At 56.5% G+C, this 16,025-nt stretch carries 14 protein-coding genes; 10 read left to right on the forward strand and 4 right to left on the reverse strand.

All coding sequences use genetic code 11. From position 1 onward, the window contains the following. Positions 1-114 precede the first annotated feature (114 nt). From NSU14_RS34020 to NSU14_RS34055, 8 genes are all read left to right on the forward strand, one after another. On the forward strand, positions 115-516 hold the full coding sequence (locus tag NSU14_RS34020) for a DoxX family protein (protein ID WP_039308226.1): 402 nt from the start codon (positions 115-117) through the stop codon (positions 514-516). A gap of 127 nt (positions 517-643) precedes the next feature. Continuing rightward, entirely contained in the window at positions 644-1,594 is a 951-nt protein-coding gene (locus NSU14_RS34025) for a ring-cleaving dioxygenase (RefSeq protein ID WP_340948698.1), read from the forward strand. Positions 1,595-1,596: 2 nt separating this feature from the next. Next, on the forward strand, positions 1,597-2,214 hold the full coding sequence (locus NSU14_RS34030) for an alpha/beta hydrolase (protein WP_039308221.1): 618 nt from the start codon (positions 1,597-1,599) through the stop codon (positions 2,212-2,214). 261 nt (positions 2,215-2,475) lie between these two features. After that, positions 2,476-3,705, forward strand: a complete 1,230-nt coding sequence (locus NSU14_RS34035) for a multidrug effflux MFS transporter (protein WP_042140346.1) — start codon at positions 2,476-2,478, stop codon at positions 3,703-3,705. Continuing rightward, positions 3,702-4,568, forward strand: coding sequence for a DMT family transporter (locus NSU14_RS34040; protein ID WP_042140345.1), 867 nt, complete (start codon positions 3,702-3,704; stop codon positions 4,566-4,568). The genes NSU14_RS34035 and NSU14_RS34040 overlap by 4 nt, the downstream gene beginning before the upstream one ends. Before the next feature lie 89 nt (positions 4,569-4,657). Beyond that, a complete protein-coding gene (locus tag NSU14_RS34045) occupies positions 4,658-5,017 on the forward strand; it encodes a FlxA-like family protein (protein ID WP_340948701.1) in 360 nt (119 codons plus the stop codon). 384 nt (positions 5,018-5,401) lie between these two features. Further along, positions 5,402-8,059: a bifunctional lysylphosphatidylglycerol flippase/synthetase MprF gene (mprF, locus tag NSU14_RS34050; protein ID WP_340948702.1), complete on the forward strand. Its 2,658-nt coding sequence runs from the start codon at positions 5,402-5,404 to the stop codon at positions 8,057-8,059. 236 nt (positions 8,060-8,295) lie between these two features. After that, positions 8,296-9,159 (forward strand): nitroreductase family protein, encoded by an 864-nt coding sequence (locus NSU14_RS34055; protein WP_042140342.1) that lies wholly within the window; start codon positions 8,296-8,298, stop codon positions 9,157-9,159. Here NSU14_RS34055 and NSU14_RS34060 read toward each other — a convergent pair. Together NSU14_RS34060 and NSU14_RS34065 are read right to left on the reverse strand one after the other, a co-directional pair. After that, complete coding sequence (locus NSU14_RS34060) at positions 9,152-11,071, reverse strand: ATP-binding cassette domain-containing protein (RefSeq protein ID WP_340948703.1); 1,920 nt, start codon at positions 11,069-11,071, stop codon at positions 9,152-9,154. The genes NSU14_RS34055 and NSU14_RS34060 overlap by 8 nt on opposite strands. After that, complete coding sequence (locus tag NSU14_RS34065) at positions 11,068-11,886, reverse strand: energy-coupling factor ABC transporter ATP-binding protein (RefSeq protein ID WP_336103407.1); 819 nt, start codon at positions 11,884-11,886, stop codon at positions 11,068-11,070. Before NSU14_RS34065 ends, NSU14_RS34060 begins: the two co-directional genes overlap by 4 nt. A 118-nt stretch (positions 11,887-12,004) precedes the next feature. On the opposite strand from NSU14_RS34065, the gene NSU14_RS34070 reads away from it, so the two are divergent. Both NSU14_RS34070 and NSU14_RS34075 read left to right on the forward strand, forming a co-directional pair. Further along, complete coding sequence (locus NSU14_RS34070) at positions 12,005-12,613, forward strand: biotin transporter BioY (RefSeq protein ID WP_039308201.1); 609 nt, start codon at positions 12,005-12,007, stop codon at positions 12,611-12,613. 329 nt (positions 12,614-12,942) lie between these two features. Further along, complete coding sequence (locus NSU14_RS34075) at positions 12,943-13,311, forward strand: hypothetical protein (protein WP_340948704.1); 369 nt, start codon at positions 12,943-12,945, stop codon at positions 13,309-13,311. Positions 13,312-13,545: 234 nt separating this feature from the next. Here NSU14_RS34075 and NSU14_RS34080 read toward each other — a convergent pair whose 3' ends face one another. Together NSU14_RS34080 and NSU14_RS34085 are read right to left on the reverse strand one after the other, a co-directional pair. Continuing rightward, on the reverse strand, positions 13,546-15,030 hold the full coding sequence (locus NSU14_RS34080; RefSeq protein ID WP_042140340.1) for an alpha-amylase: 1,485 nt from the start codon (positions 15,028-15,030) through the stop codon (positions 13,546-13,548). 98 nt (positions 15,031-15,128) lie between these two features. Beyond that, positions 15,129-15,974, reverse strand: coding sequence for a DUF72 domain-containing protein (locus NSU14_RS34085; protein WP_042140339.1), 846 nt, complete (start codon positions 15,972-15,974; stop codon positions 15,129-15,131). Positions 15,975-16,025: the final 51 nt, after the last annotated feature.

Here is a 16,025-nt window from a genome sequence, read left to right on the forward strand (position 1 = left end):
AGCTAAGTCCCCGGATGTAACCGGTAATTATATATAGATCAGCAGGACCAAAAATTTTTACCTAATATCTTAACGTTAAGATAATTAAAATCGAGAGAATGGAGAGTGTTTAAAATGGTTAGTGTAGGTTTATTGTTGATGAGATTGGTAATTGGTGTAGCGTTTATCGGGCATGGTGCACAGAAGCTGTTCGGCTGGTTCGGCGGCTACGGCCCCAAAGGCACAGGCGGCTGGATGGAGTCGATCGGCATTAAGCCCGGCGTACGTATGGCGGTGCTGGCAGGACTGATGGAGCTGGTCGGAGGACTGCTGTTCACACTCGGTCTGTTGACTCCGGTAGCTGCTGTGCTGATTGCCGCAACCATGCTTGGCGCAATAGTCAAAGTCCATGCTCCTAACGGGTTCTGGTCTACGGCTAACGGGATCGAGTTTCCATTAACGGTACTGGTGGTTGCGGTCGGGGTGGCTCTGGCGGGTCCGGGTTCGATTTCACTTGATGCACTTTTCTTTAAATAATAGCCGGTACTCCAGGCGGCCTGCTCCACAGACAGCGGGCGGCTGCCCAGGGCGGACGTCAAGATAGCATCCTCATTTTACAAAAGAACAGATTGTACAACACACCCAATTTCAGGAGGTAATAATCATGACTATGCAAACTGCAGGAATTCATCATATCACCGCTTTTGTAGGAGACGCTCAGCGTAACGCTGATTTCTATGCCGGAATTCTCGGACTGCGCCTTGTCAAAAAAACCATCAACTTCGACGCACCCGACGTCTATCATCTCTACTTCGGCAATGAGCAGGGTGCACCGGGCACCATTATTACCTTCTTCCCCTGGTCTACCGGACGCAAGGGCAGAATCGGCGGCGGTCAGGTTGGCGTAACCACTTATGCTGTGCCGGCAGGCTCCATCGGGTTCTGGGAGCAGCGGCTGGCCGCTTATCAGATTCCGGTTACCAAGGTAAGCCGGATCGGCGAGTTTTATCTCTCCTTCGCGGACTTCGACGGTTTGCGGATTGAGCTGGTGGAACGTGAAGAGGGTTCCTTGAGCACCTGGTCCTTCGCCGGAGTACCTGTAGAACATGCGATCAAAGGCTTCGGAGGTGCTGTTCTCTACAGCGCTGCCCCGGACAGAACAGCAGACACTCTCTCCCGTACGCTGGGAATGGAGCGGATTGCTGAAGGTGACGGCTACATCCGGTACAGATCTGCCGGTGATATCGGGAATATTATCGATCTGAAGTCTACTCCGGTTCCGCAGGGGGCTGGCGGCACAGGTACCGTCCACCACATCGCCTGGCGCGCCAAAGATGATGCCGAGCAGCTGGAATGGGGCCGCCGCGTACAGAGCCACGGCTACCAGCCGACTCCGGTGCAGGACCGCCAGTACTTCAATGCCATCTACTTCCGTGAAGAAGGCGGAATCCTGTTCGAGATTGCGACCGATCCTCCCGGCTTTGCCCGTGATGAAGCGCCGGACGCGCTGGGAGAGAAGCTGATGCTTCCGGCATGGTTTGAACCGCAGCGTGCGGCAATAGAAGATAACTTAAGCCCATTTGAAATCCGCGAAATCGGGGTGAAGCAGAAATGAATATGACGCATGTATTCCATCAAGGTACGGATGTAACTCAGCCGACGCTGGTATTATTCCACGGCACAGGCGGCAACGAGCATGACCTGCTGCCGCTGGCCGGGCTGCTGGCTCCCGGCGCTTCGGTACTGGGCATCCGCGGGAATGTACTCGAGAATGGCATGCCGCGCTTTTTCCGGCGGTTGGCTGAAGGAATATTCGACGAGGAGGATCTGATCTTCCGCACCCATGAGGTGAAGCAGTTCCTGGACGAGGCTGCAGCGAAGTACGGATTTGATGCCGGCAATCTGGTTGCAGTAGGCTACTCCAACGGTGCGAACATCGCCGGCAGCCTGCTCTTCCATTACGGAGGCATCTTCCGCGCGGCAGTGCTGCTGCATCCGATGGTGCCGCTGCGCGGCCTTGCGATTCCGTCGCTGCAGGGGGTTCCGGTCTTTATCGGGGCAGGAACCAATGATCCGATCATTCGCTCCGAAGAGACACGTGAGCTGGAATCCCTGCTGAGCGGCGCGGGAGCCGAAGTCACCTCGCACTGGGGCAATCAGGGACACCGCCTGAGCACAGCCGAAGCTGAAGCTGCCAGGGATTGGCTGGCCGGACTCACAGCTTCCGGAGAATGATATAACTATACAGACAACCGCCTGCGGTAGCTGCTGATCAGTGATATGATCGGCCGGCCGGCTCCTGCAGGCGGTTCTTTGCGATATATAGGTTATAGGTCCAAGATATATTGCTCCCCCGTTCTATTCCCCGTTAATGCACAAAAGCATTGAACATTCAGGTTGTGATCGGGTAGTATGAAGAATAAAAAAACGGACCTGAGCAAAAACGGATTTGCCGTCTTTTAAAGAGGTACCATAAGAAAGGTTGCGTCACTATTTATGATTAAGCAAAACCATATTTCAAGCCTTGCGGAGGGCGGGCCTTCGAAGAAACAGCGGCTGCAGCTGGCGGTCATTCTGGGAGCCATCGCCACGATTGGCCCTCTGTCGATTGATATGTATCTGCCGGCTCTGCCTGCGCTTAGCACCCATTTCGCCACCAGTCCGGCCATGGTGCAGCTCAGCCTGACCTTCTTCCTGCTGGGGCTGGCCTCGGGCCAGCTGGTGGCCGGACCGCTCAGCGATGTGCATGGACGCCGTGTTCCGCTCTTTATCGGTATGGTGATTTATGCGGTTTCTTCACTGCTCTGTGCGTTCAGTCCTTCTATCGGCCTGCTGGTGTTTCTGCGTTTCATCCAGGGCCTGGCCGGATCAGTAGGCGTGGTCATCTCCCGGGCGGCGGTCCGTGATATGTACAGCGGCTCGGAATTAACCAAGTTCTTCTCGCTGCTGATGATTGTCAACGGGCTGGGGCCAATCTTCGCTCCTGTCATCGGGGGACAGCTGCTGAGAGTAACGACCTGGCAGGGTGTGTTTGTAGTTTTGTTTGTGTTCGGACTGCTCTTTGCGGCCATCATTCTGCTGCGTCTGCCGGAGACATTGCCCAAAGAACGCCGGATCAAAAGCGGGCTCAAAGGAACGCTGCTCACCTTCCGTATCCTGCTCGGCAATGCCAAGTTTATGGGCTATGCCCTCTCCCAGGGTTTCGTTACAGCAGCCATGTTCGCTTATATTTCCGGTTCTTCCTTCGTATTGCAGATTATTTACGGGGTATCCCCGCAAATGTACAGCCTGATCTTCGCTGTTAACGGGCTCGGCATTATTATCTCCGGGCAGATTGCCGGCCGGTTGTCCGCAAGAGTAGGGGAGCGCAAGCTGCTGATTAGCGGACTTCTGCTCTGTACTTTCGGCGGTGTCCTGCTGCTGGTTACCCTCCTTGCCGGAGGCGGACTGCTGCCGATTCTGGTCTGCCTGTTCGCCGTAGTCTCCAGTGTGGGTCTGGTGAGTACAACCAGCTTCTCGCTTGCCATGCAGGATCAGGGAGAAACCGCAGGCAGCGCCTCTGCACTCCTGGGTCTGCTTCCCTTGCTGCTGGGCAGCTGTGCGGCTCCGTTAGTCGGACTTGGCGGCAGTGACTCTGCTGTGCCGATGGCGCTGGTCATCGCGGGAGCAGGCATCCTGTCCATTTTATCTTACCTGCTGCTCTGCAAAAGGGCGGACAAGCCATGAGCCGCAAGGATCTCACCACCCTGCTGCTGCTTGCCTTTGCCTGGGGAGCCTCCTTCCTGTTCATGCGGATCGCCTCTCCTGAATTGGGGCCGGTCTTCACGACCGAGCTGCGTGTTACGCTTGCCGGAGCAGCCCTGCTACTCTATGCGTTTGTGACCCGGCGCAAGCTGGGTATCCTGAAGCACTGGAAGCAGTTCCTGCTGCTCGGTGCCATTAATGCCGCGCTTCCGTTCACCCTGATCTGCATGGCTGAGCTGCATCTGAGTGCTTCGCTGGCGGCAATCCTTAATGCCACGACCCCGATGTTTGCGGCCCTGGCCGCCTGGGGAACCCGGCAGGAGAAGCCGGGCCTGGCCAAGTCGGCCGGCCTGGTCATTGGTCTAATTGGCGTAGCTGTTCTGGTCGGCTGGAGTCCGGTACCGCTCACAAGTACAGTTCTCTTGTCAGTAGGGTACTCGCTCTGCGCTGCATTGTGCTATGCATTTGGAGGATTATATGCTTCCCGTGTAGGCTCCGGCCTCACTCCGCTGGCGCTTGCTGCCGGACAACAGCTGGGTGCAAGCGTGGTGCTGCTGCCGCTGGCGGTTATTTTTGCCCCGGATCATCTGCCCTCGGCCGCTGCGGTATACTCCGTACTTGGTTTGTCGCTGATCTGTACCTCGGTGGCTTACCTGCTGTACTTCCGCCTGATCGCCAGCGTTGGCCCGGTCAAGACCGTCAGCGTCACATTTCTCGTGCCTGTATTCGGCCTGATGTGGGGAGCCATCTTCCTGCATGAGCCGGTCTATGCCAATACCCTTGCCGGACTGGTTATCATCCTGCTGAGCGTAACACTGGTTAACCGGAAGCCGCGCAAGTCTTAGGACAACAGACATTCAGCAAACTTTCAGCGCATTTTAACGTTCTTCTGGGGTGAAGGGGCTATATTGAAGAGGTGAAAGGAGGGATAGGCATGAATATTTCATCCGTATCCGCATCAACGTCCACCTCGTATACGTCCTCCAGTGCAACGGACACAGCCGCGCTTGAGAAGCAGAAGGCGAAGCTGGAAGCTGATCTTGAGAAGGTAAGTTCAAGTAAAGACGACGAGAAGACCAAAGAAACCAAGACCAAACAGCTTGAGCAGCAGATCAAGCAGATCGAAGCGCAAATTGCCCAAAAGTCACAGAGCGCCAGCAGCTCCTCTTCGGCTGGAAGCGCAGCTGCACCACCGGAGAAGCCTGCTGACAGCAGCAAGCTGACGGCGGCATCTGCACAGGAAATCGCGACGGCAACTACAGATAGCGAAGGCAGATTTGACATTCGGGTATAACCCCGGCTAAACAGCATGCCTGAGAAGAGGACCGCCATTGCCGTGGTGACTGGTTCTCTATTGCGGTATGGTAACCCTTGTGCAGCAAGAAATAGGCGTCCGGACCGATCGCAGTCCGGGTGCCTATTTTTTGTATCCCAGTATTTTGTATCACAGGATCAATCAACCTTCGGTTTTCTGCTGAAACTCAAGCAATTCTCCGGTTACTGCGGACTCTGCAGTGATTTACACTTTGCCTGCTGTCTAACTCTGGTGAACATACAACCGTTATACGGGTCATCTGCTGCTGATATTGCTATAATAGGTTCTATGGAAAATGCTGAATATTGTTTAGCCAAGGGTGAGTTCAGCAGTAAGGGCAGGTGAAGTCATGCATTCAAAGTCATGCATTCAATGAAACAAAGATTGGAACGCTTCAGATTCGTGAGGCTGCTTCTGTCCATCTACCGGATTAAGGCGGTAAGGGCGCTTGTTCCGCTGCTGATCATCGGTCTTGTCTATTGGGAAGGGCAGAATGAGCTGAAGCAGATTCATTTGGGGATGATCATTCATGAATTAAAAGCAGTCCCCGCGCCGGCCATTCTGCAGATGCTGGGCATTTCCCTGCTCTCCGTTGCGGTCATGAGCACTTATGATTATTTAATCCGCGGGCATTTCCGCTTGCAGACCAGCTACTTAAGCACCTTCCGCTATGCCTGGATCGCTAATACGTTCAATAACCTGATCGGCTTTGCCGGTCTGGCTGGCGCGGGCCTCCGGACGCTGCTCTACAAAAAAAGCGGTGTGCCCTCGTCCGTGCTGGCACCGGCAATCGTATTTCTGTCACCGCTGATGATTACAGGGCTGTCGCTGCTCTCCTGGTGCACCCTTACCGGAATCCTTCCGGCGGATGCCCTTCTGCATGAACATCGCTGGCTGGTATTCGCGGTGTGGGGAATGGCGCTTTATTTGCCGTTTTTTGTGATTCTCCAGCGTTCCTCACTATTCGCCAAGTGGATTAACCGGGGGCAGGGCAGGACATCCTGGCTGACGGTAGCGGCTTCTGTCGGAGCTTCCCTTCTGGAGTGGACCTTTGCCGGACTGACCTTCTGGATGATTGCCGGTCAGCTGCTCGGCGGTGCTCCGTTTGTAACGGTCTTCAGCATCTATGTCGTTGCCGCCATTGCCGGCATTCTAAGCATGGCTCCCGGAGGCATCGGTGCCTTCGACCTGATTGCCCTGCTTGGACTTACCCAGCTGGGAATCCGGAGCGATCAGGCCATGGCCGTACTCGTCATCTACAGATTATTCTATTACATTGTGCCCTGGCTGATCGGACTGGTGCTGGCGGCGCTGGAGATCGGGCTGCCGGGTAAGAAGGGGACTGAACGCAGCGGAGACAGAGTTGAAACTCCCGTTACCGTATGGCAGAGGATATGGGGCTGGCCCGGCCAGTACACCTTCCTCAGCGACCTGGGGGTCTGGGCACTCGGCAAGCTGGTGCTGGCCAGCGGTCTGATTCTGCTGCTGTCCGCAGCTACACCTGAGCTGCTCTACCGGCTGCGGATCACGGAGGATCTCCTGTCCCTGCCGGTGATGCAGATTTCCCATCATCTGTCCGTGCTGATCGGCTTCATGCTAATTCTGCTGTCGCGGGGAATTTCCCTGCGTGTCCGTAGAGCGTATATCTGGACGAGTCTGCTGCTCCTCGGAGGGGCGGTATTTGCTTTTACGAAGGGGTTTGATTATGAAGAGGCGCTGTTCCTGCTGCTGGTAGGCTTAATCCTCTGGATCTCGCGGACCCGGTTCTACCGGATCAGTGTACCGCTCAGTACCAGGAGCACCGTATGGTGGCTGGCTCTGACTTCAGTTGTAGCACTCGGTTATTATGGGCTGGGGAGTTATTCGCATCACGGTTTCCTGAAGCATCTCCCATCCGGAATCCGGCCGGAATGGCTGCGGCAGCACAGCAATGTGGCGGTTACAGCTATTGGCGGACTGATCTTCTCCTGGCTGCTGCTGACTATGCTTGTTGCTCTCCGGCCGCAGCGCAAGGCCGATGAGCTTTTCGCGGATAAGGATATGGCGCGGCTGGAGCAGTTTCTGGCGGAAGGCTGGGGCAATGCCTTAAGCCATATGCTGTTTCTGGGCGACAAAAGCTTCTACTGGGCCCGGGAGGGCAGAGTGTTATTCGCTTTTGCCAGAGTAAGGGACAAGCTGGTGGTACTGGGTGATCCTCTGGGTCCGGTGGGCCTGGTCAATGACGCAATCAGCGAGTTCCGCCAGGCGGCGGATTTGTATGGACTCGCCGTAGTGTTCTACCAGGCTACACCAGCCTACCTCCCGGTGTATCAGAGCCAAGGCTACCGGTTCTTCAAGCTGGGCGAGGAAGCGTTGGTGCCGCTTGAGAACTTCAAGGCCAGCGGCCCCCGCAATGCCGATCTGCCCAGTGTGGCAAGCCGGTTTGAACGTGAGGGCTATGTCTTTAAGATTGCCGAGCCCGCGCATTCTGCAGACCTGCTGCAGGAGCTCCGGGCGCTGTCGGAGGAATGGCTGGACGGGCGCCTGGAAAAAGGGTTTTCGCTGGGCTGGTTCAGCAAGCCGTATCTGCAGCTCGCTCCGCTGGCGCTGCTGCGCGGAGCTGACGGGCAACTCATGGCTTTTGCCTCCGTTGCCCCGGGCTATGACGGACACAAGACCGTGTCCATTGATCTCATGCGCCACCGCAAGGATACCCCAAACGGGACTATGGATTACTTGTTCCTGTGTCTGCTGGAGTGGGCGAAGTCGCGGGGGTTCCGCAGCTTTAATCTGGGTCATGCCCCGCAGCCTGGTGCCGGCCGGAATACCGGAGCGCTGCGCGAGGAGAAGGTGGCCCGCCTGGTCTTTGAACGCGGCGGCCACTGGTACGGATTCTCCGGCCTGCGGCGGTATAAGGAGAAATTCGGGCCGCAGTGGGAGCCGCGGTATCTGGCCTATCCTGCATCGCTTACCCTCTACCTTTTAACCCTCGATCTGGTGAGACTGGTTTCCCGCCATCCGGGTCCGGAAGATAAGGAATAAGAGCTGGACGATTCTCCTGAAATAGGGGATACTAATTTTACCAGCAACCGGACCGCAGAACAGGCAACTATTGAGTATAGATCATTTTGGGAGGGCTCCTGTTCTTAGCGGAGCCCTCTTTTTTGGGCTTGAAGCTGTAACAGGAAGGCTGAGCCAGCCAGTAAGGACTGGGCAGTTCAGGTCAGGTCAAGGCAAGGCAGGGCAGGGTTGCGGGATAATTTGAGGAGGCGGATGTTATGGGGAATGCAGTAATGGAAATTATGGAGAAACGCAAGTCTGTGCGGACTTATGAGACCACACCAATTGATACAGCAGCCCATGCCTCCATTATGGAGTATCTGGATAAGGAAGAGAATTTGCGCGGTCCTTTTGGCGGGATATCAGGGATTGAATGGATCTGGGCCAAAGGCGGGGCGGGGGAAGGCAAGGGCATGAAGCTGGGCGCTTACGGGATCATTGTGAATCCGCAGGCTTATCTGGTAGGCTCCGTGCGTAACGGGAAGCTGGCACTGCTGGAGTTCGGATATACCTTCCAGAAGCTGATTCTTTTTGCGACCGGGCTGGGTCTTGGAACCTGCTGGATTGGCGGAACCTTTAACCGCAAATCCTTTACCCGTGAGCTGGAGCTTGCCGAAGGGGAGATTATTCCCTGCATTACGCCGCTCGGCTACGCGCGGGAGAAGCAGCGGCTGCTGGATACCACGATGCGGTATGTGGTCAGAGCCGACAATAAGAAGCCTTGGCAGGAGCTCTTCTGTGACGGTGATTTCAGCAAACGGCTGACACCGGAAGCCGCCGGGAAGCTGGCCGTCCCCATCGAGATGGTCCGGATCGGCCCGTCAGCCTCCAACAAGCAGCCATGGAGACTTGTCTTGTCTCCAGACCGGCAGCAGTTGCATTTCTACTTGGAGCATACGCCTAATTATAGCGGCAATAAGCTCGGGTTCCAGATGCAGCGGATTGATATCGGCATTGCCGCCTGCAATTTCGAGCTGGCCTGCCGCGAGCTGGATATTGCAGGCACCTGGACCATTAACGATCCGGGAATAGAAGCCGGCAGTCCGAATACGGAATACATGCTCAGCTATACACTTAGCTGATCCGGGAAAGCCACCATAGCAGGCCTGTTGCCGTCAGGATACCTAGCGCAACCCATGTATCGCGCTTGTTCCAGGCCAGCTGATAGACAGGAGTCCGCTGCTTGGCGGGATCATACCCGCGCGATTCAACGGCTGTAGCCAGCTCGTCGCCCATGCCCAGGACAAGGATCAGCAGGGGTACGATGATCAGGGTAATCTGCCGCGGGGACCAGCGCGCCAGTCCGCGGGCCCGCCTGCCGCGCGAGCTTAGCGCCAGCTGCAGCTGTGTCAGCTTGCCGAGAATCCAGGGCACGAACTGCAGCGTCACGGACACAGCCAGCGACCAGTTGCGGGTCCGGATTCCAAGATGTCTCAGCGGAGCAATTCCCCATTCCAGCCCTTCACGCAGCGGAGCGCCGGTAGTGGTCTCTGTGAACAGAAACCCGAGGACGATCAGCAGCAGAAACCGCAGCACGCTGATCCCTCCGCGCTGAAGTCCCGCAGAACTGAAGCTGAGCGGGCCGATGCTGAAGCCGGGCGAGTTCCAGCTGAGCCCGGACAGCAGCCAGAGAAACAGGAACATGAGGAGGAACGGGCGGAAGAAGCGGAAGACCCTACGCCAGGAAATTCCGGCCGAAACCGTGAGTCCGGCCAGCAGGCTTGCAGCCAGCAGCAGCGGGAGGAAGGTATCCATCCCCAGCACGGTTAGTGATCCGATAATCATCCCCAGCCATTTGACCCGGGGATCCAGTCCCTGCCAGCGTAACCGGCCAGGGGCTTGTTTGATTGATAAGTGGTCAGATGTTGCGGGCTCCCCGTAAAGTCCCTGAGGAATCGTTGAAGCCAGGGCCTCGCTTACCGGGCCTGGCGTGGCGGCAGATAGATCCGGTGCGTCTCCGCTTGCCGGGCCTGGTGTGGCGGCAGATAGACCTGGTGCGTCTCCGCTTGCCGGGCCTATTGTAGCGGCAGATAGACCTGGTGCGTCTCCGCTTGCCGGGCCTATTGTGGCGGCAGATAGACCTGGTGCGTCTCCGCTTGCCGGTGGAGATTCCGTCACGCTTCTTCTCCATTCGCTGGGCTCCTTGTGGGCGGCCGCAGGAATGCTGACAGACTGTGGAACGGGCAGAGGCTGCTTATCCAGTCCGGCGAGCAGCTCCTCCAGATTGTCCGGCAATGCTTCAAGCCAGCCGCGTTCTACAAGCCTGCGGCCTATCGAGGCATAAGCCGGAGGCGTAAGTCCGGCGGCTCGCAGCAGTCCGGGATCCGCTGTCAGTGCCGCAGCAGGGCCATCATAATGGACCGCGCCCTGCTTCATCACGATCACCCCGTCGGCAACCGGCAGAAAGCTGTCCAGATCATGCGTGCCGATGATCAGAGTCAGGCCGCTCTGCCGCAGCTCCTGCACCATTTCCAGCAGCGACTGTGCCGCCTGCGGGTCCAGTCCTGCGGTCGGCTCATCGAGAATGAGAAGCCCGGGCCGGGAGGCTATGGCTCCGGCAATACAGACCCGGCGCTTCTCGCCTCCGCTAAGCAGGAAAGGGGAACGTCCGGCGAACTCATCATAAGGCAGCCCGGTCCGCGCGAGGGCGCTGCGGATGATGCCGTCCCGCTGCACCTTAGGCACACCGCGCTGCGTCAGGCCGTATTCGATATCCTTATGGACGCTGTCTGCGAACAGCTGGGTCTCCGGCTGCTGAAATACCATAGCGACAGCCTCCCAGGCCTTGTGGTCCGCAGGCTTCGTATCCTCATGAATGATATTGCCGGATGCCGGATGCTCCAGCCGGGCGAGCAGGCGCAGCAGAGTGGACTTGCCGCTTCCGTTAACTCCGCAGAGCACGGTCAGTGTGCCTGAGGGGATATTCAGGGAGATATCCTGCACGGCGTACTTGCCGTTGTAATGGAAGGAGAGATGCTCTGCCTGAATCCTCATAGCATCGCCTCCAGCTGCGGCTCGGTCAGCGGGAGCAGATGAAGCGGCCAGTTCTGTCTCTGCAGCAGTCTCCCGATGCGGACCACGGGCGATGGAACCCATCCGAGCGCATCCGGCAGGCCGGAGGCGTAGAACAGGGTGCGCGGATCACCGTCATAGAGCAGCCGGCCATCGCCCATAACGGCAATGCGCGGGCTCTCGGCCAGCTCCTCCATCCGCTGCGTGACCCAGAGCACGGTTGTGCCGCTCCTCCATAACTGGCGGGCCAGCTCTAGAATATCCTGCCTTCCCGCCGGGTCCAGCATGGAAGTGGCCTCATCGAAGATGATCATGCCGGCATCCAGGGCAAGGCAGCAGCCGACAGCCAGGCGCTGGCGTTCTCCGCCGGACAGACTGGCGACATCTGCTTCTGCTTTGTGGGCCAGTCCTACCTGCTGCAGAATATCATGGATTCGCGTAACCATCAGAATCCGGTCCAGCCCGCGGTTCTCCAGCCCGAAAGCGATGTCCTCGAAGGGCGTAGAGCCCACCGTCTGTGCCTCGGGATTCTGAAATACAAGCTGGACCTGCTGCTTCACGTCCGCGCGGTTCTGAGGCGAGCGCAGATCCAGCCCGGCGACGGACAGACTGCCTCCTGACGGGGGAATCAGCCCGTTGAAGATGCGGACCAGCGATGTTTTGCCGCAGCCGTTGGCTCCTGTGAGTGCAACCCATTCTCCCCGTCCAATATGGATACTAATCCCTTGCAGAACCGGGCGCCTGTGCTGGCCATCCCGTAAAGACAAGGTCAAATTATGCGCCCTGATCATCCTCATGCCCGCTTTCCTTACAGTTCTAGTCAACAATCGCTCCCCATTATAACAAAGATTTGAGGATTGATGTATCCGGAGGGGGATGATATAGTGATCCTAAAAAAAGGGGGTACTCCCGGCAATGAAGAAATGGACGACCCGCGGCCTGATATTCAGTGCACTATTCGCCGCAGTTATGATCGCTCTGAGTTATTTAAAGATCTCTCTGCCTTTTTCTACTGTACCTATTACAATGCAGACCCTGGCTGTCATGCTGGCCGGTTCTATTCTGGGGGCACGCTACGGCACGCTCGCCGTACTGATCGTGATCGGACTTGCTGCAGCGGGCTTCCCGGTGATGGGCGGAAGCGGCGGACTCGCGGTGCTGGTTGGCCCGACCGCAGGCTATATATTCTCCTGGCCGTTCGTAGCCTGGCTGATCGGCTTCTTCGCCCAGCGTATTAAGCAGGATAAATATACTTTCGTGAAGCTGCTTGCGGCTAACTTTATATTTGGTGCGCTGCTTGTCTATCCTGGCGGCGTATGGTGGCTGGCCCACTCAACCGGCATGGACTCGCTGGCCAAGGCGTTAACTGCAGGTATGTGGCCGTTCATTCCGGGCGACCTGACCAAGGCAGTGCTGTGCTCTGCCGTAGTGACGGCTGTGTGGAAGGTGTATCCGATCGACCGTATTTTAAACAGTGATTCCGGCGTCTGGGCAGACGGGGAGAAGTCAACCGTCATTCGTTAGCCGGTGGAGGCTGGATGAGGCTGCTAATTGGCTGGCTGAGGTGGCGAATGGCTGGCTAAGGTGGCGAACGGCTGGGCTGAGGTTGGCGAACAGTTGGCTCAGGCTGGCTAGTGGCTGGCTGAGGTGGCGAAACGACTGGCTAAGGTGGCGAATGGCTGGGCTGAGGTTGGCGAACGGTTGGCTGAGGCTGTCTAATGGCTGGCTGCACGGAGCAAAGAGGCGATTTCGCTGCCGTATGGCAGGGAGTCGCCTCTTTTAATTGTTATTTAGAAAATTATGATGTTCGTCTGTAGTGTATAGAACGTGCATGATGTACTGGTTACGTTTCTTTGGAGCTTGGAGCCAATCCGTTTGAAGGACAAATTTGTTCTTGTATCAGGAACTCCACTGAATCCCCCGGAAGTCGGCAGCACGGTGAAATCAAAGGGATAAATCCCTCTGATTCCGCTGAAGGTGGGCTGTATGATGAAATCAAAGGGATAAATCCCTCTAATTCTGCTGAAAGTGGGCTGCATGGTGAAATTAAAGGGAAAAATCCCTCTAATTCCGCTGAAAGTAGGCTGTATGCTGAAATTAAAGGGATAAATCCCTCTAATTCCGCTGAAAGTAGGCTGTATGCTGAAATTAAAGGGATAAATCCCTCAAATCATACCCGGACGTTGACCAAAGGAGGAAGTGAAGAACAAAAGTGCCCCTGATTTCACCCGGATGCGGGCAAAAGTGGGAAATGAGGAGCAAAAGTGCCCCTGATTTCACCGGACGCGGGCAAAAGGAGGAAATGAGGAGCAAAAGTGCTCCTGATTTCACCGCCTGTCCTCGTCAGCCCCCGCAAGCTCCCCGCCTGTCCTCGTCAGCCCCCCCCCCCCCCCCCCGCCCGCCCCGCCAGTCCTCGTCGTCATTCGCCCGTCCACCGCCCGCCCGGAGTCCAATGCTCACTCTTTCACGCAATCGTCCTCCGGCTCCGGATCGGGCAGAGCCCAGACCGAGACGCTTCCGCCATTCACCGGGAATACTGCCCAGCCGTCCTCTCCGATGGTGACAGTCTCCTGGCGGTTGCCGGTCAGATCCTCCCATACTTCCCCGCCGCGCGCTTCGCCGGCGAACATCCGCTTCTCTCCGTTGTCCCCGTTCGAGATCACTACGGCGCAGCCGGAGCCTTCGATCTCCGGAACACCGCGCCGCACCCAGCCGATGGTGTTGGGATGGTCGAAGTAATCATCCTGGTCGCCGTAGGCCTTGTTGTAACGGGCACAGAGCAGAGGATCGATGGCGTCCTTCTTGCCCTCCACCGGCGCCGGGCCGCCGATACCGTAATAATCGCCGTAGAAGACAACGGGGTATCCGTCCCTCCTCAGTAGAATCAGGGCATAGGCACTCTGCTTGAACCAGTCGCCGACCCATGATTCCAGCGCCTCATGCGGCTGGGAGTCATGGTTGTCGACGAAGGTGACGGCATTGGCCGGATGCGTCTGGACCAGCGTATCGTCAAAGATATGCGTCAGATCGAAGTCCCTGCCCGCCAGCGCAGCCGAGTAGAGCTTGTAATGCAGCGATACATCGAACAGATCGATCTGATAGTCAACGGTGTTCAGGAATTCGCGGCAGGCCTCCAGATTGGAGTTCCAGAATTCGCCGACAATGTAGAAGTCTTCGCCGCGTTTCTTTTTCATCTCCGCCGCAAATTCTTTAACGAACTCATGGTTGATATGCTTAATGGCATCCAGGCGGTAGCCGCTGCACTGCAGGGTGTCGACCAGCCATTTGCCCCAGTTCAGCATTTCGTTCTTCACGTCTTCATTACTGTAATCAATATTGGCGAACATCAGATAGTCGTAATTGCCGAATTCATCATCCACATTCTGATTCCAGCCTTTATTCGTACCATCGATCCGGAATACGCCGTTCCGGCTTGCCTTGGCATCGAAATCGGTGCCGTTGAAGTGGGTGTGGTTCCATTTGAAGCTGGAGTACTCATCCCCGCGCCCCGGAAAATCAAACTTGGTCCAGCCTTCAATCTCAAACGGCTGGGAGATATCCTTATTGCGGTCGTTAGGATCGACCTCAATGACCTCAAACACCTCTGTCTCATCTGCCCCGGCCTTATGGTTCATGACCAGATCCACGTAGACCGCGATGCCGTTCTTCAGACATTCGGCAATCGCGTCGACCAGTTCCTGCTTGGTTCCGTATTTCGTACGTACGGCACCCTTTTGATCAAATTCGCCCAGATCGTATAGATCATAGACTCCATAACCGGTATCTTCCGGAGAGACCGCCTTGGTTACGGGAGGGACCCATACGGAATCAATTCCCGCCGCCTTCAGGTCAGGGGCCATTTGGGCAAGGCGTTTCCAGTGTTCTCCGTCTGCGGCAACATGCCATTCAAAAAATTGCATCATAGTATGGTTTCTCTTCATTCCTGGTAGCCTCCTTAAGGGTTGTGAAACGAATGGAACAATTCTTGGGTCTGTTGCTTCAGCAAGGAGTAGAAGAGATTTATGTAGACCTCCGAACCTCAGGTGAATAAGTCCAGCTGGCGCGGGGCCAAACCGCCGTCAATCCCAAGCAGGGACTGCAGCTCCTGCGCATTGGGGGTGGCATCACCGGCGGAATTATTATTAAAGACTACATAGATATCACGGCAGCTCTGCGTAAGTGTAAGCAGACGGTTCTTCCATTCCACCAGTTCTTCGGTGCTGTAACGGTACAGATAGCGCAGCTTGCGCCAATCGGGATGACTGCTCTGATTCCAGCCTCCGGTATTGCGGCCGTGCAGCCGTACATAGGTGATGTCCGGCGTGGTAGCGACCGGTACAATCGGGATCGAGCCTGAACCCGCCTGCGGCTCATCGGCTATGGTATGAATCCAGCCCTCCTGCTCCAGGAACTGCAGGGTTCTGCTGCGCAGCTCAGGACTGTACCAGGAATCGTTGCGGAACTCGATGGCGGAGGGCACATCCAGCATTCTTTCCTTAGCCTCACGCAGGAATTCCACATTGTCCTTGGTGCAGTCGAACCAGGGCGGGAACTGGAACAGCGTCATGGCCAGCTTGCCTGCCGAACGCACAGGGGCAATGGAGGTATGGAAGGCGCGGTACATCTCCTCCGGAGTATCGTAATAATTTTTTTTATCACGGAGATGTCCGGTCATCCCCTGGTAAGCCTTCACAATGAACTTGAACTGCTCCGGCGTCTGGTTAACCCACTTCACATAATTCTTGACCGGCTGCACGGCATAGAAAGAACTGTCGATCTCCACAATGGAAAAATAAGCGCTATACGCAGGAAGCCGGTCGGCAGGTTTGATTTTGCCATACAACTCCTCGTGGTCTCCGAAGCCGGTAAGCCCGATCTTAATCATAGAACGCCCTCCTTGTATCAGTCTGCTCTATGCCAGTTTCAACACTGGCTA

This window comes from Paenibacillus sp. FSL R10-2771 (assembly GCF_038000205.1).
Lineage (GTDB): Bacteria > Bacillota > Bacilli > Paenibacillales > Paenibacillaceae > Paenibacillus_AQ > Paenibacillus_AQ phytohabitans.